Source organism: Gammaproteobacteria bacterium, from assembly GCA_021647245.1.
Taxonomy (GTDB): domain Bacteria; phylum Pseudomonadota; class Gammaproteobacteria; order RBG-16-57-12; family RBG-16-57-12; genus JAFLJP01.
The window spans coordinates 37,669-54,189 of record JAKIVC010000023.1; the positions used below are offsets into that span (position 1 = coordinate 37,669).

Genomic DNA, 16,521 nt, shown 5'->3' on the forward strand with positions numbered 1-16,521 from the left:
AGTATGAAGGTACTATTGTTTTTGGTGGTGTACCTACCACTCCAAGAGTTTATTCTTAAATGGCTCCCTGTGGGTGATATTGGTTACTCACTTTTAAGGCAGGCTCCTGACTTATTGGTCTTTGGGCTGATGGGTTTGTTAATGCTAGAGAGGCTTTTATTAGTTAGACCAATATCCATTATAGGCGGGAGGGTGGATTTTTATTTGCTCTTATTCATTTTTTTGGCATTTGCAACTTTGTTATTGAACCCTGGGGCTGATGTTTTCTTAGGCGTAGCAAATATTAAAGCGCTGTTACGATATGTGTTACTAATTTATATAATTTTATTATTAAACCCTAATGAGGGACAGATAGATAAGCTTGTACGGTGGTTTTGGCTTGCTATCACAATACAGCTATTTGTAGGTTTGTTTCAGTTAGTTGGTGGCATTTCTGCAAGAGATTTTTTATCGGCAAGGAGTGCATCGGAAGGTCTAGGGGGAATTGTTAAGGATTTTACAGGCAATCGTTTTGAGGACAGAAACGATCTCATGGGTACAATGGGTGACACAATAAGTTACGCATACTTTCTAATGATTGGTTTTGTCTTTTGGATATTGAAAAAGCCTCGTAAAGTAAGGGAGATCTGGTTTGTCGGCTCAATTTTTATTGCATTAATATATTTATCTGGATCCAAGTCAGTATTTGTGACTTCGATAATGGTGCTAATGGGCTATTTAGTTTGGCAATATGGTTATAAGAGGCTCCTGGTTTGGTGTGTGGTTGTGCTACCTCTACTGATGGTGTTTGCGTGGGCCACTATTTCTGTTGACAGGGTTGTAGAGGCTCAGGCTAATACCTCTCAACTTATGGAAGGGATGATGAACTCCCGTTTGGGAATTATTGTATATATTTTACCAGAATTGTTTTTATCCGGGCACAACATTATTGGTTTTAGCCCTGATAAGTATGTTTTCACAGAATTTGTTACCATAAATTTTCCAATGGTACCCGCTATCCTTATAGCCGTTCTTCCTTATGTGATTGAAGATGTTTACTGGGTGGCAATGTATGTCTATTACGGGTTGTTTGGCTTTGTGTGTTGGTTGTTGTTTCTTTTTCATGTGTATAAACGGGTGAAGTGCTCTATAAATTTGTTAAGGTATAAAGGCAATTATATTGCTATGGTCGCCGTGACATTGCTTCTTACTTCCATTCCTTTAAATCTTTTAAATCAAGCATTTGAAGCTAGAACATTTTCTTTTTATTTGTGGCTCTTTTGTGGGATAGCATTGGTGCAAAGAAGGCGAGCGATTAAGGAGCGAGTTGAATCATGAAGAGCTACTGTCGAGTGTGGTGCCCCACCAAAAAAATCAAGCGGTGGCCTAGTTTGGTATTTTTTAGCTTAATTCCATCTTTAAAGTCCCCGATAGGGGATCCGTAAATCCCCCGCCTTCGGGCGGCTGGGGTGCGGTGGTATGCTTAACTTAAGAGATGCAGAATGATAAGTATGGTAGCCATGCGGTTTGGGATTGTAAGTGCCACATAGTGTGGGTGACGAAATATCGTTACTCAATACTAGGCGGAGACGTGAGTATTCGGTGTCGAGAGCTACTTCGAGAAATGGCTCGTAGCAAGGAGATGATGATCTATGCAGGCTCGATCAACCGAGACTATATGCTAATCGGTATCCCCGAACCTATCAGTATCCAAAGTAGTGCAGTTTCTGAAAGGTAAAAGTTCGCATAAATTATTGTCGGAGTATCTTGCTCTCAAAAAAAGATACTGGGATCAGCATCTTTGGGCTAGAGGCTATTGGGTTGCTTCGAGCGGGAATGTGACAGATGAAGTTTGGCAGGAGTATATAAAAAATCAGAAGCAAAATTAGCTGGACGATGGTTTTAGCGTGCTGTAAGTCGCCTTAAGGCGAAATGATCGGCATTCAGCCGTAACTCGAAGCCATCGGCTTTTAGCCAGTGGAGTATTCACATTTCGCCCTATTAATAACCTTTTACATGTGCGTGTAAACGACGCTATCGTTTCTGTGAATAAAGGCCGACTTTGAGAGTTATAACTTAATCATGAAAGTATTATTAGCACATAATAATTATACGATCACAGGTGGCGCTGAAGTATTCTACCGTGGGGTTGGGCGTGTATTAGAAAAAAATGGGCATGAGGTCGCTTATTTCTCATGCCAAGAAGGTGGTTTGGACACGCAGTGGGCTGATTACTTTCCCAAAAGTGTGGATTATCAATCGGGTGGTTTTGCGCAGAAGATACAAGCTTTCCCTGCTATGGTTTATTCAAAAAAATCCAAGCAAGCAATGGCAAGGCTGATTGAAGATTTTAAACCGGATATTATTCATGCCTTTGCTATTTATGTGAAGCTTACCCCTTCTATTTTGGATGCGGCGAGGGAAGCGGGTATTCCTGTGGTGATGAGTTGCAATGACTATAAGCATATTTGCCCAAGTTATAAGCTTTATCATCGTGGAAAGATTTGTGAAGAGTGCAAAGGCGGTAAATTTTATCGTGCAGTGGTTAACCGGTGCGCCCATGATTCGATGGTTTACAGTGTAGCAAGCGGCATTGAAGCATATGTGCATAATTATTTGAATATTTACCGCAAAAATATACATACATTCCTATTTTCAAGCGAGTTTATGGCACACAAAACAGAAGAGTTTTGGGGTAAAGATACTTTTCGTTGGCGTAAGCTACGCAACCCCTTTGATAGTACAAAATATCAAGCAACTTACACCCCTAAAGGTTCGGTGTTATTTTTCGGACGTATTATTGATGAGAAAGGTGTGGATATATTGGTGCAAGCGGCGGCTCAATTGCCACAGGTTTCTTTTCGCTTGGTTGGGGATGGGCCTGATTTGAGTAGCTTGAAAGAAATGGCAGAAAATTTGGGTGTGAAAAATATTGTGTTTACGGGAGCGAAGTGGGGGGAGGAGATGGATGAAGAGCTAAAGCAATGTGCTTTTGTTGTGGTTCCATCCATTTGGCACGAAAATTTTCCTTATGTGATTAATCAATCTTTTGCATTTGGTAAGCCTGTGGTTGGCTCCAATCGGGGGGGGATTACCGAGTTGGTCGCACATGGCGAACGAGGTTTAATATATAAGGCGACGGACTCGGCAGCCTTGGCACAAACAGTTCGTGAGTTGTGGAATGATTCTCAGCGTATTAAAACGATGGGTCAACGGGCTAAAGAGTTCTCTGATCGTGAGTTTAACGACCAGAGCCTATATCAAACGCTTCATGGAATATATACTGAAGTACTATCATGAAAGCTCTAGTTCTTGGTGGAAATGGTTTTATTGGCTCGCATATTGTGGATCATCTGCTGGCTCAAGGTCACTCAGTGAGGGTGTTTGATCGTGGTGTGGAGAAGTTTAGAGCCCCGTTGACTCAAGTTGATTATCGTTTGTCTCCCTTTGATGATGTGCCCGCATTGGCAGAAGCACTGGAAGGCATTGATGTGGTCTATCACCTGATCAGCACTACGGTACCAAGTACTTCAAATAAAGACCCTGTTTATGATACTGAATCTAATCTGGTTGGAACAATTAAATTACTAAATCTAGTACGTGACTCTAGTGTCTCGCGTATTGTCTATTTATCTTCTGGTGGAACGGTCTACGGCATTCCTGAGCACTCACCCATTTCAGAGTCTCATCCTTTACGACCCATATGCTCCTATGGTGTGGTGAAGGTTGCAGTCGAAAATTATTTGCAGATGTATCACCACTTATATGGTATTGAGTATGCTGTACTTAGGGTTTCTAATCCGTATGGTGAACGGCAAGGGCATGCGGGTGTGCAAGGAGTGATAGGCACATTTATGGCTAAAGTTGTGGCTGGTGAAAGCATTGAAGTTTGGGGGGATGGCAGCGTGGTGCGTGATTTTATCTATATAAAGGATTTGGCAAAGCTATGTGAGAAGGTTGGCCACTCGCATGCTATTGGTGTGTTTAATGCGGGCAGTGGTCAAGGGTGTTCTATTCAGGAGATAGTGGCAACGCTTTCAACTGTAACCGAGCAAAATATTCAGCCCAAATATAGCTTAGGACGTTCCTATGATGTACCCAAAGTGGTATTGAATATTGCTAAAGCAAAAGGAGAGTTTGAATGGAATCCCGAGATAAGTTTGCTAGATGGCATGGCAAAAACGTGGGGATGGGTGAGGGCTCAAGTAAAGTGATGGGCAATGATAAAATAATTTTTATTGTCGGTAGTAGTCGTAGTGGAACAACAATGCTAGGCCGTGTCTTTGGGAAGAGTAGTCAAGTACATACATTTGGTGAGTTACACTTTTTTGAGCAGATGATCAATGATCGGATAGTTAGCCAGCGTAATTGTTGGGATGATATAAAACTTGTAAGCATGTTGGAGCGGCTAATAACCTCTGCGAGAGACGGCCTTTTTTCTCCTGTAAGTAGGGGGCGCTACAGTAATGATGCAAAAATAATTTTAAGCTTATGCACCGAGAAGGACCCTGTATCAGTTTATGAGCGTTTTTTGAGGGAGGAAACAAAGAAAAATGGAAAATGTATTCCATGTGAGCAAACGCCACGCTATCTGTATGCTTCGGAAACTATATTTTCATCTTTTCCAGAAGCATATATTATCAATCTAGTAAGAGACCCAAGAGATGTTTTGCTTTCACAAAAAAATAAGTGGCGCAGACGTTTTTTGGGGGCAAAAAACATCCCTATTCGTGAGGCATTTCGTGCATGGGTGAATTATCATCCATATACAATTTCAAAGCTGTGGGTCTCTTCTGTGCAAACAGCTCAAAGCCTTGAAAAGCACCCACGTTTTTTTTCGCTTCAGTTTGAGAGTTTACTAAACAATCCTGAAGGTGAAATTAGAAGGTTGTGCGATTTTGTTGGTTTGGCCTATGAGCCGAATATGCTAGAAGTACCACAAGTTGGTTCTTCGGCAGGTGCAGATGACCATAGTAAAATAGGCATTGATCACTCAAAAGCCTCTGGATGGTCAAAAGGGGGCTTATCAAAGGTGGAGCTATACCTTTGTCAGCGTGTTACAGCGCAAGAGATGAAGCGTTTGGGTTATAAGGTTAGTCCAGTTTCTGTAGCTGTTTGGCTTAGATGGTTAAACATGGTGACTTTTATATTAAAAATATCTATGGCGTTATTGTTCAACCTAAAGAGAAGCAAGAGCATGATAGGGTCTATACGCCGCCGATTGATAAAGCCCAACGAGAAAATGTCGTAATGGTTGCACAAGTTGATGCTCGTTACATAAAAAAACGCCCCACAAAACTCTATTCTAGACTTGTAAGCTACCTGCTTTTTGAAGGCAGACCACTAACCACCAGAGGCCAGTGGATTAATCCTTTGCTATCTGCCAGCTTCTCGCTTTACAAGCGTCTTCCACAGTTAAAAACAGCGGATAATCCGGTATTTATTTTAGGTACAGGACGAAGTGGCACCACCATTCTAGGTATCGTGTTGTCTATGCATAAAGATGTCGGATTTTTGAATGAACCTAAAGCACTTTGGCATGCGATTCACCCGAATGAAGATTTGATTGGCAGCTATAGTAGGAAGAGTGCCTCATATTACCTTAATGCTTCTGATGTAGATGAGCTGATGAAGAGAAATGCACATCGCTTGTTTGGTGCGTATTTGACCGCAACTTTTTCTAAACGTGTGGTGGATAAATACCCAGAGTTGATTTTTCGTGTACCGTTTGTAAAATCATTGTTTCCGGATGCAAAGTTTTTATTTTTGGTCAGGAATGGTTGGGATACATGTCACTCGATAGAAGGGTGGTCTGCTAGGCTGGGGAAACAAAAAAATGGGGAAATTCATGACTGGTGGGGTGTGAATAATCGCAAGTGGAATCTTCTTTTGGAGCAGGTTGTTTCTCAGCATGAGGATTTGGTGTCGTATGTAGGTGATATGAAGCAATGGACGAACCATGTTGATATGGCCGCTGTCGAGTGGATTGTGACAATGAGAGAGGGTTTGCAGCTAGAGAGGCGTTACCCAGGCCATGTGTTACGCGTGAAGTATGAAGAGTTATGTGTATCTGCCCAGTCTGAGTTGAAAAAAATTATTGATTTTTGTCAACTGCGCCAGGATGAAGTGTTTAGTCAGTATGCACAGCAAACATTGCACCTAACTCCCCCTAAATCGCCATTTCCTTTGGCTGAGAATATTCAAGAACCTTTTACGCAAACCATGCGACAACTTGGATATGCGTCATGAAAAAAGTGGTTTGTATGTATGGCTCTTCTGTTTACATCACCTTTGTGTGCTTAAAATTTGGGACTACTAAAACCTCTGGGCAAATATTTTGAAGGATTTTCCAGGTGCAGAGTAAAAAAATAGCCATTATTGGCACTGTCGGCGTGCCTGCCAGTTATGGCGGGTTTGAGACTCTGGTGGAAAATTTGCTACGTTTTCATGATGCCAATGACTTGCCGTGCGATGTGACGGTGTATTGCAGCAGCAAAAGTTATCCTGAAAAGAAGAGATCTTTTTTATCAGCAAAACTCAAATATATTCCACTCAACGCCAATGGCGCACAAAGTATTATTTATGATTGGATCTCGCTGCTGCTGGCAATGTGGCGTGCTGATGTGATTCTTTTGCTGGGTGTCTCAGGTGCAACCATGCTGCCTTTGGTTCGCTTGTTTTCCTCTGCCAAAATCATAACCAATATTGATGGTATCGAGTGGCGCAGACAGAAATGGAAAGGGTTGGCGAAATGGTTTCTGCGCCTATCCGAAAAGATGGCCGTGCGTTTTTCTCATGAAGTGATTGCAGATAATGGTGCAATTGCTGATTATGTGAAAGCGACTTATGGTATTGATAGCCACGTTATTGCTTACGGTGGCGACCACGTTATGAACGCCGAATTGAAGAGTGTTACTGAGTATGATCTGCCAGTGAAATATGCATTTTCAGTGTGTCGTATTGAACCTGAAAATAATATTGAGATGATGGTTGATGCCTTCTCGAAGCTGAAAAATCACTCCCTAGTCGTGGTGGGTAACTGGGGTAACAGTGAATACGGACGGAGTATTCATGAGCGATTTTCAACCTGTGATAATTTATACTTATTAGACCCGATTTATGATTTAGGAAAGCTTCGAACACTGCGCTCCCAAGCTTCTATTTATGTGCATGGCCACTCTGCAGGAGGAACCAATCCTTCACTTGTTGAAGCGATGCATTTTGGTATTCCGATAGTGGCTTTTGATTGTGATTTTAACCGAAGCACTACCGATGATTGTGCGATTTTCTTTAATAGCATTGAAAGTCTGATGGATAAGGTGGTTAATGTTGATGATAGATTGGCGCAAAAAATAGCATCTGAAATGCGTGAGCTAGCTCAGAATCGCTACACTTGGGAAACTGTCGCTGAACAGTATTTTTCTTTATTAAATTGAGGTGCTTCGTATGAGGAAAAAGCAAAACCTAAGGCGTATAGCACAAAACTTAAAGAAGAAGCTGTAACGCTGGACAAACATCGATGCGGCAAAATCACATGGCTGATAAGTTTGATGCCCCCCATTTTCTGAAAAATATCACCAGTAAACCTGGAATTTACCGCATGCTGGATGCTGAGCAGGTGGTGATTTATGTGGGTAAGGCAAAAAATCTCAAAAAACGTCTCACCAGCTACTTTCGCAAGCGTGTGGACAACCCCAAAACACGGTTATTGGTGACACAAATTGCCAATATTGAAGTGGTCGTCACCCATACCGAAGGGGAGGCGCTGCTACTCGAAAATAATCTGATTAAAGAGCTCAAACCGCGCTATAACATTTTGCTGCGGGATGATAAGAGCTACCCCTCTATTTTTCTCTCCACCCATGATGATTTTCCTCGGCTCGGTTATCACCGGGGAGTGAAACGTGCTAAAGGGCGTTACTTTGGTCCTTATCCCAGTGCGGGGTCAGTGCGTGAGTCTTTAAATTTACTGCAGAAAATATTCCCAGTGCGTCAATGTGAAGATACATTTTATCGCAGCCGTACCCGTCCCTGCCTGCAGTACCAGATTAAACGCTGTACCGCGCCGTGTGTGGGTTTCGTAACCAAGGAGGCTTATGCAAAGGATATTAACCATGCGGTGATGTTTCTTGAAGGAAAGAATGAGCAGGTGATAAATGATCTGGTGGCCTGTATGGAGGTCGCATCAAACAGCTTGGCATTTGAAAAAGCGGGAGATTACCGTGATCAAATTGCCAATCTTCGCCGTGTGCAGGAGAAGCAGTATGTGAGTAATGAGGGGGGGGATCTGGATGTGGTCGCCTGTGCAGTGGAAAAGGGTCTCGCCTGTGTGCAGGTATTCTTTATTCGAGGCGGGCGTAATTTGGGAAATAAGAGTTTTTTCCCAAAACAGACCCAACATGCCACACCATCGGAGGTGCTGGGCGCTTTTTTGCCTCAATACTATCTTGCCGCTCATCACGCAAAGGGTGGAATACCAAAGCGCATTTTACTCAACCATCCACTGGATGAGATGGGTTGGTTGGCAAAGCTGCTGGGTGAGCAGGCAGGTTATGCCGTACAGCTCTCAACCGAGGTGCGCAGTGAGCGCCGTCGCTGGTTAGAGATGGCGACCAATAATGCGCGTGTGGCACTGCGTAGCCAGATTACCAGCAAGGCTAATATGCGACAGCGCTATGAAGCACTACAAGATGCGCTGCAATTGGATGCCATTCCGCAGCGAATGGAGTGCTTTGATATTAGTCACACCATGGGGGAGGGAACGGTGGCCTCGTGTGTGGTATTTGACGGGCAGGGGCCTGTTAAGTCTGATTACCGCCGCTTTAATATTAAGGATATTACCGGCGGTGATGATTATGCCGCGATGCGCCAAGCACTGTTGCGCCGCTACACTCGGTTAAAGAAGGGTGAAGGTGCAATGCCAGATATTCTCTTTGTTGATGGTGGTAAGGGCCAGCTGAGTCAGGCAGAAGGGGTGCTCGAAGAGCTGCAAATTAATGGTGTATTGTTGGTTGGCGTTGCCAAAGGGGTAAGCCGCAAGCCTGGAGAAGAGAGCCTTTTCTTGTCCGCATCATCCAGCCCCTTTATACTGGCGGCCGATTCACCCGCTTTGCATTTGATTCAACAGATTCGTGATGAGGCTCACCGTTTTGCCATCACCGGCCACCGTGCTAGACGTGCTAAAATACGTAATGTTTCACCGCTTGAAGGTATTGCGGGGCTGGGGCCAAAACGACGCCAACAGCTTTTAAAGCACTTTGGTGGTATTCAGGAGATAAAGCGTGTCGGGGTTGAAGATCTGGCTAAGTTGAGTGGTATCAGCACTGAGCTCGCACAACGCATTTATGATCAGTTTCACCAGGATGATGTATAAAAAATGAAAGAGAAAATACCCAATATACTGACCTACGGCAGGATTTTGGCCATTCCGGTGTTGGTTATCTTCTTTTATCTACCGGTTGAATGGTCAGCTTTTGCTGCCACCGTGGTTTTTATGGTGGCGGCTGTTACCGATTGGCTGGATGGCTATTTGGCGCGCCGTTGGAATCAAACCTCGGCATTTGGTGCTTTTCTTGACCCCGTTGCAGATAAGCTGATTGTTGCGGCTGCGCTTATTATTTTGGTGGAACGCAATCCGACCAGTGCCGATAGCATCTTTCTGGCACTGCCTACCATTGTTATCATCGGTCGTGAAATTGCCATTTCTGCGTTACGCGAATGGATGGCCGAAATTGGCGAAAGCGCCGCTGTCGCAGTCTCGATGATTGGCAAAGTGAAAACAGCCGTACAGATGATCGCCATCACACTGTTGCTTTATCAGGCGCCGATTGTGGGCGTTTCAGCGGCGGATGCAGGGCTGGTGCTGCTCTATGTTTCAGCTATATTGACTTTCTATTCAATGGTTATCTACTTGAAAGCTGCGTGGCCAATTCTTAACAAGCACGACTCATAAGGGCGATGGCGACAGCAATGCAGGAACCGCACAGCATCCTGAGCCACCTTAAACAGTGCGCCAACCTGAAGTTGATTAGTGACCTGGATTATCAATTCGCCCGTTTTATTGCCGAAAAATCCCCCGATGTCAGCACAAAAGTGCTGCTGGCCGCCGCCTTACTGAGCAACCAAACCGGGCAGGGGCATCTCTGTATTGAGCTAAAAAAATTTGCTGGACAGCCGCTGTTTGGCAGTGACCGGCATCCCGAAACAGAAACACTATTAGCCCCTAAGCGTTCGGTATGGCGCAGTGCACTCCGGGGGTGCAAGCAGGTTGCTCTCCCAGGCGATCATGGGTTGATGGTGCTTGATGCCGCAGACCGGCTCTACCTCGCAAAATATTGGCACTTCGAAGCCGCTACTGCGGCTGCGTTAAACCAACATGCCTCTCAAGTGGTTGAGGCAAACTTGTCACTTCTTAAGGCAGGCTTGCAACGACTTTTTCCGGATAGCCCAGCGTCGATTGATTGGCAGAAAATCGCGGCGGCCATTGCGGTGCTTAAACCGTTTTCAGTGATCACAGGAGGGCCTGGTACCGGCAAAACCACCACCGTGGTTAAACTGCTGGCACTCCTGGTTGAGCAGCAAGAGGCAACCCCGCCACGTATTGCACTGGCCGCACCCACAGGAAAGGCCGCCGCTCGACTCAGTGAGTCTATCCGGGAAAAGAAGAGCCAACTACTCTGTTCAGATACCGTGCGTGAGGCGATCACCGACGAGGCGACTACCTTGCACCGCCTGCTGGGTGTCATACCGGGCAAGGTGAGCTTTCGCCATAACCGTGACAATCCACTGCACCTGGATGTGCTGGTGATCGATGAAGCGTCAATGATCGATCTACCCATGATGTCGCGCTTATTGGATGCACTTCCCCTGCACTGCCGGTTGATTCTGTTGGGTGATAAAGATCAACTGGCCTCGGTAGAGGCGGGTAGCGTGTTGGGTGATATTTGCGCGGCTGGGCTGCGTGACGGCTACTCTGTCGCAATATGTGAGCAGTTGCAGGCGCTGACCGGAAACCATCTTGTAGCGCTTAAAGAGCTTGACTCACCCTTGAATGACGCCATTGTCTGGTTACGAAAAAGTTATCGCTTTGATGGTGCAGGTGGTATCGGAATGTTAGCGATGGCGGTAAACGCCGGAAAAGCAAAAAAAGCACTTGCCAGCTTTGATGACCTGTTTAACGATAATATCAAGTTGGAGAGTGTCACAGCCGAGCAGCTGCCACACCGGCTTGCTCAGCAGGGGGTTGCGTATTACCGTCACTACCTTCATTGCGATAATCCTGCGGATGCACTTCAGGCTTTTAACCGCTTCCGTATTCTGTGTGCTCTGCGTGAAGGGGTGTTTGGGGTTCAGCAACTCAATCAACGGCTGGAAAAGGCGCTTAACCAGCAGCGTTTAATCGATAATCGTCAGCGCTTTTATGCCGGTCGACCGGTAATGATTACCCGCAATGATGCTGCGCTAAAGCTCTATAATGGAGATATTGGCTTGATTTGGCCAGACAGTGACAATGGAGGCAGGTTGCGTGCCTTCTTCATGATGGCTGATGGTTCACTGCGTAAAATTTTACCCAACCGTCTGCCGCAGCATGAAACAACGTATGTGATGACGGTACATAAGAGCCAGGGCTCCGAATTTGAGCAGATCATTTTGCTACTGCCCGATGAAGCGCTGCCGGTTATCACCCGAGAGCTACTCTATACCGGCATTACCCGTGCTAAAAAAAGGGTGGAGATCTGGTCGCACCCCTCAATATTTGAACGGGCCATTAATCGCCCGACTGCACGAGCCAGTGGATTGACAGAGGCGCTGAGATATTGATGGACAAAGAGTTTTTGATCTTTATGGTGCTGGTTGGGCTGGCTGTTTGGTTTTGGCTCGACTCCATGCGTGCTCATGAAGCTGCCGTGAAATATTGCAAAAAAGCGTGTGAAAAAGAGGGCTGGAACTATCTGGATCAAGCGGTGGTATTGAAAAAAATTTGGCCGCGACGCAATCTCCGCGGGCGAATTCAGCTGCGCCGTGAATATGCTTTTGACTACAGCACCGGTGGCGGTGACCGCCAAGAGGGGCTGGTTGTCATGCTCGGGCCAACGGTACAACAGCTCACCATGTTGAGTCGTGACTAGTACATCAACCCTCTTATATTGCCTGGTCAGTTGATCTGTCAGTACCCATGATAAGGCGCGCTTCGCAGGGAATGGTTATTCCCTTTACAAGAAACGCAACGCCGCCATGGGTACTGACAGACCCACCTTGCGGGCGTTTCTGTGGCACTCCGCCTCGGCGTTATAGCGCTTGTCAAGGAAATAACCATTACCCGCGAGCTATGCCTTGATGCGAAATGCCACAGAATCGCTGACTAGGAGGCTGTCGGACTTAGGGTGAATCTACTGCGGAAAAGCCATTCAGGCCCATTTCTTCGATCATTTTCGTTGAATATGCTCAATATTCGCCTCAAACGATCAAAAAAATGGACTCAAAATGGCTTTCCCTCGCTACGATCACCTAAGCCCGACAGCCTCCTAGGCAATATAAGAGGGTTGATGTACTAGGGTTGTTCCACGGGAAATATTCCCTGTTTTACCCGGGTTCGTAAAATAGAGGGGATAAAGAGGTACTTTGAGTGTGTGATTCATTGTAATCTATTGAATTATTGGATAACTACACAAGATTTTTTACGTGAAAATATTATTGAGTAATGATGACGGGTACCTTGCCCCGGGGATTAGAGCGCTGGCGCAATCATTGGCTGAAATCGCACAGGTGTGCGTGGTGGCACCTGACCGCGATCGGAGTGGTGCGAGTAATTCGTTGACACTGGACCGGCCGTTGCGGGTGACAGAGGTGGATAGTAACTGCTTTTGTGTTGATGGCACCCCCACTGATTGTGTTCATTTAGCGGTTACCGGGTTGCTTGATTATGAGCCGGATATTGTGCTCTCGGGTGTCAATGCCGGTGCCAATATGGGGGATGATACACTCTATTCCGGCACCGTTGCGGCGGCGATGGAGGGGCGTTTTCTAGGCTTGCCTGCCATAGCGGTCTCGCTGGTGGGGAAGTACCCATACCAGCACTTTTCGACTGCTTGTCAAGTGGTGGTGAAACTGTTGAAACAGCTCGAATTGACCGATTTGCCCGCCAATACCATTTTAAATATTAATGTGCCAGACCTGCCCATGGATCAACTGGCAGGGGTTAAGGTGACACGTTTAGGCCAGCGCCACCGTGCCGAACCGGTGGTTAAGTCGGAGGATCCTCGTGGCCGTGCTATCTACTGGGTTGGCCCTGCCGGGCCTGAACAGGATGCTGGGCCGGGAACCGATTTTGATGCGTTGAAAAACGGCTATGTGTCATTAACGCCGCTGCATGTGGATCTTACTCAGCACGGTGTACTGGATGAGCTGCGCTCGCGGGTGGGAAGTTTGGCGTGGTCATGAATCACTCACATCAGGGTATCGGCATGACCTCGCAACGTACCCGCGACCGCTTAGTTCGGCGCATTATGGAGGGTGGCGTTAAGGATCATCGGGTGTTGGAGGTGATTCGTCAGATGCCGCGCCATATTTTTGTTGATGAAGCACTGGCCAGCCGTGCTTATGAAGATACCGCGCTTCCCATCGGTTATGGTCAAACGATCTCCCAGCCCTATGTCGTGGCGCGAATGACCGAGCTGCTGTTGCAGGGCAGTGAGATGAAGAGGGTACTGGAGGTGGGAACCGGTTGCGGCTATCAGGCGGCGGTGCTCTCCCAACTGGTCGAACAGGTTTACAGCGTGGAACGTATTCAGCCGTTGGTGGAGATGGCACAGCGCCATCTGCGTAAATTGGCCATTCGTAATGTGCGGGTGAGCCACAGTGATGGTGCATGGGGGCTGGAGAGTCGAGCGCCGTTCGATGGTATTTTGGTGGCGGCTGCGCCGGAACAGGTGCCAGAATCACTTAAAAAGCAGCTGGCAGTGGGTGGTCGTCTGGTGATTCCGGTGGGGCCACCGGGGCGGCAAGATCTGCTGCTGATTACGCACACTGAAGAGGGATTTCAGCAACAGGTGCTGGATTATGTGAGTTTTGTTCCATTAGTAGGCGGGGTTAGTTAAGTGTTTTCAAGATTGTATAGTATGGCGATGAAGTGGGCAGAGCATCGTCATGCCAGCTGGGGGCTGGCGGGGCTGAGTTTTGCCGAGTCCTCTTTTTTTCCGATTCCACCGGATGTGATGCTGGCACCGATGGCGCTGGCACGTCGCCAGCGGGCGTGGTGGTTTGCACTGATTACCACGGTGGCTTCGGTAGCCGGTGGTGTGCTGGGCTATGTGATTGGAATGTTCTCTTTTGAGATGATTGAGGCGTGGTTGCAGGGCAATCAACGCTACTGGGACGGCTATCTGCTAGCACAGCAGTGGTTTGATGAATACGGTATCTGGGCTGTTCTGATTGCGGGATTTTCACCGATTCCTTACAAGGTTTTTACGATCAGTGCCGGTGTGATTGCGATGCCGCTTTTGCCCTTTATTCTCGCTTCATTGGTGGGGCGGGGAGCGCGTTTTTTTCTGGTGGCAGGTTTGATTGTGTGGGGTGGTGAGCGAATGGAGTCGGCAATAAGAAAAAATATTGATCGCATTGGCTGGGGGTTGGTTGCGCTGTTGGTGGTTGCCTACCTGATATTCGGTCGGTAGGCTGAGTGGTGCCTCTTTATCGCTTGATGAAAAAGTGGCTTGTAATGGCTGCTTTGCTGCTGGTGCTGTCGGGCTGTGGCGGCCACGTCTACCATGTGGTAGAGCCGGGTGAAACACTCTATTCGGTGGGCTGGTTGTATGGGCACGATTACCGTGAGCTGGCGAAATGGAATGGTATTCCGCCACCTTATGGTGTGAACGTAGGGCAGCGTTTGCGAGTAATTCCTGGGGATATTGTGGTGTTTCAGCCATCGCTAAAGGCTGCCGCCTCAAAGCCGTTGCCAGCGGTTAAAGAGTCCGTGACGGCGCGGGCGTTAACCCCTCAAGTTTCTTCTAAATCTTCCGCCGATAACAGGGATATCACATGGCAGTGGCCCACGCAGGGCAAGGTGTTGCACTATTTTTCCTATTCAGCACTGAATAAGGGGATCAATATCACGGGCAAGCGGGGGCAGCCCGTGTTTGCGGCGGCCTCAGGTAAGGTTGTGTATAGTGGTACCGGGATGGTGGGGATGGGTAACTTGATTATTATCAATCACTCCACTCAATACCTGAGTGCTTACGCACATAATGATGAAAACCGGGTCAAAGAGGGGCAGCAGGTGAAGCGGGGTGAGTTAATTGCCTCTATGGGGCGGAGCGGTGGTGCTCGCCAGGTGATGTTGCATTTTGAGATAAGGCGTGAAGGGAAACCGGTTGATCCTATGAAATTTTTGCCGAGAAAAAATAGATAGCAGGTGTAGAGAGTATGGTGTCAGGTCGGGATAAAAAAAATAACAATAACAAAAATCTGGATAAAAAGTCAGAGGTTATTGATAGTACAACTACGGGTGAGGTCACTTTTGAAAAAGGAGAGGTATCGGATGGTGACATGGATGCCACACGCCTCTATTTAAATGAAATTGGTTTCTCCCCACTGTTGACGGCTCAGGAGGAGGTTCATTTTTCACGCTGGGCACAGCGAGGTGATCAAAACTGCCGCAAACGGATGATTGAGAGTAATCTTCGCTTGGTGGTCAAGATCGCACGGCGCTATTTGAACCGGGGCTTGGCTCTGCTTGATTTGATTGAGGAGGGAAACCTGGGGCTGATCAAAGCAGTTGAGAAGTTTGACCCAGAGCGGGGGTTTCGCTTTTCAACCTACGCCACATGGTGGATTCGCCAGACCATTGAGCGGGCAATTATGAATCAGACCCGTACCATTCGCCTGCCGATTCATGTCGTGAAAGAGATCAATGTTTATCTGCGTGCCGGGCGCCACCTGTCGCAAACACTCGATCACGAACCCAGCGCTGAAGAGATTGCCGAGATGCTCGATAAGCCGGTAGAAGAGATTCAGCGTATGATCAGCCTGAATGAGCGGGTAACTTCAGTGGATGTGCCGATGGGGCGTGATACTGACCGTTCTATTATTGATGGCATTGCAGACGATCACGGCAATGAGCCGGATGTAAGCCTGCAACATGAAGATGTGCGTAACAGTATCGAGCACTGGTTAGGTTTGTTGAGTGAGAAACAGCGCGAGGTGTTGTCACGCCGCTTTGGCCTTAATGGCTACGATGTGTTTACCCTTGAAGAGGTGGGTGTTGAGCTGGGTGTTACCCGTGAGCGAGTGCGCCAAATTCAGTTGGAGGCGCTGAAGCGACTGCGCCAGATTATGTCTCGCGAGGGCTTCTCAATGGATGCGCTGCTGGATAGTAATTAGTACATCAACTGACCCGGTAACATAAGATGGTTGATGTACTAGTACTCTTTCAATGTGATATTGCCTAGTGTTAAAATTCCTTCTCATGGTTGGTCAATATCTTGTTGAGGGTGCTCATGAAAAAGAAATACATCATTCGGTTATCAGAAGAAGAACGCCAGAATT

Annotated in this window: 15 protein-coding genes and 1 pseudogene; all 16 read left to right on the forward strand. The window is 46.9% G+C overall.

Annotated elements, in window-relative coordinates:
* The first annotated feature begins 3 nt into the window (after positions 1-3).
* The 16 genes and pseudogenes from L3J94_08095 (at position 4) to rpoS (ending at position 16,356) form a co-directional block, all read left to right on the forward strand.
* On the forward strand, positions 4-1,317 hold the full coding sequence (locus L3J94_08095; protein MCF6218702.1) for a hypothetical protein: 1,314 nt from the start codon (positions 4-6) through the stop codon (positions 1,315-1,317).
* A 157-nt stretch (positions 1,318-1,474) separates the two neighbouring features.
* Positions 1,475-1,868: pseudogene (gene tnpA / locus L3J94_08100) on the forward strand (IS200/IS605 family transposase).
* A gap of 193 nt (positions 1,869-2,061) precedes the next feature.
* Positions 2,062-3,279: a glycosyltransferase family 4 protein gene (locus L3J94_08105; protein ID MCF6218703.1), complete on the forward strand. Its 1,218-nt coding sequence runs from the start codon at positions 2,062-2,064 to the stop codon at positions 3,277-3,279.
* Entirely contained in the window at positions 3,276-4,193 is a 918-nt protein-coding gene (locus L3J94_08110; protein MCF6218704.1) for an NAD-dependent epimerase/dehydratase family protein, read from the forward strand. Before L3J94_08105 ends, L3J94_08110 begins: the two co-directional genes overlap by 4 nt.
* Positions 4,121-5,230 carry a sulfotransferase gene (locus L3J94_08115; protein MCF6218705.1) on the forward strand — a complete coding sequence of 370 codons (1,110 nt, stop codon included), beginning with the start codon at positions 4,121-4,123 and terminating at the stop codon, positions 5,228-5,230. Before L3J94_08110 ends, L3J94_08115 begins: the two co-directional genes overlap by 73 nt.
* Positions 5,230-6,228 (forward strand): sulfotransferase, encoded by a 999-nt coding sequence (locus tag L3J94_08120; GenBank protein ID MCF6218706.1) that lies wholly within the window; start codon positions 5,230-5,232, stop codon positions 6,226-6,228. Before L3J94_08115 ends, L3J94_08120 begins: the two co-directional genes overlap by 1 nt.
* A gap of 104 nt (positions 6,229-6,332) precedes the next feature.
* Positions 6,333-7,415 carry a DUF1972 domain-containing protein gene (locus L3J94_08125; GenBank protein MCF6218707.1) on the forward strand — a complete coding sequence of 361 codons (1,083 nt, stop codon included), beginning with the start codon at positions 6,333-6,335 and terminating at the stop codon, positions 7,413-7,415.
* 98 nt (positions 7,416-7,513) lie between these two features.
* Positions 7,514-9,352, forward strand: a complete 1,839-nt coding sequence (gene uvrC / locus L3J94_08130; protein MCF6218708.1) for an excinuclease ABC subunit UvrC — start codon at positions 7,514-7,516, stop codon at positions 9,350-9,352.
* Positions 9,353-9,355: 3 nt separating this feature from the next.
* The gene (pgsA, locus tag L3J94_08135; GenBank protein MCF6218709.1) at positions 9,356-9,931 is read left to right on the forward strand and encodes a CDP-diacylglycerol--glycerol-3-phosphate 3-phosphatidyltransferase; all 576 of its coding nucleotides are present in this window, start codon (positions 9,356-9,358) and stop codon (positions 9,929-9,931) included.
* A gap of 17 nt (positions 9,932-9,948) precedes the next feature.
* Entirely contained in the window at positions 9,949-11,799 is a 1,851-nt protein-coding gene (gene recD, locus L3J94_08140) for an exodeoxyribonuclease V subunit alpha (protein MCF6218710.1), read from the forward strand.
* Positions 11,799-12,107 carry a DUF3301 domain-containing protein gene (locus tag L3J94_08145; protein MCF6218711.1) on the forward strand — a complete coding sequence of 103 codons (309 nt, stop codon included), beginning with the start codon at positions 11,799-11,801 and terminating at the stop codon, positions 12,105-12,107. The genes recD and L3J94_08145 overlap by 1 nt, the downstream gene beginning before the upstream one ends.
* A 553-nt stretch (positions 12,108-12,660) precedes the next feature.
* Positions 12,661-13,419, forward strand: coding sequence for a 5'/3'-nucleotidase SurE (gene surE / locus L3J94_08150; GenBank protein ID MCF6218712.1), 759 nt, complete (start codon positions 12,661-12,663; stop codon positions 13,417-13,419).
* On the forward strand, positions 13,416-14,075 hold the full coding sequence (locus tag L3J94_08155) for a protein-L-isoaspartate(D-aspartate) O-methyltransferase (protein MCF6218713.1): 660 nt from the start codon (positions 13,416-13,418) through the stop codon (positions 14,073-14,075). The genes surE and L3J94_08155 overlap by 4 nt, the downstream gene beginning before the upstream one ends.
* Positions 14,076-14,096: 21 nt before the next feature.
* Complete coding sequence (locus L3J94_08160; GenBank protein ID MCF6218714.1) at positions 14,097-14,651, forward strand: DedA family protein; 555 nt, start codon at positions 14,097-14,099, stop codon at positions 14,649-14,651.
* Between the two features lie 44 nt (positions 14,652-14,695).
* The gene (locus tag L3J94_08165) at positions 14,696-15,385 is read left to right on the forward strand and encodes a peptidoglycan DD-metalloendopeptidase family protein (protein MCF6218715.1); all 690 of its coding nucleotides are present in this window, start codon (positions 14,696-14,698) and stop codon (positions 15,383-15,385) included.
* Positions 15,386-15,399: 14 nt separating this feature from the next.
* The gene (gene rpoS, locus L3J94_08170; GenBank protein ID MCF6218716.1) at positions 15,400-16,356 is read left to right on the forward strand and encodes an RNA polymerase sigma factor RpoS; all 957 of its coding nucleotides are present in this window, start codon (positions 15,400-15,402) and stop codon (positions 16,354-16,356) included.
* Positions 16,357-16,521 lie beyond the last annotated feature (165 nt).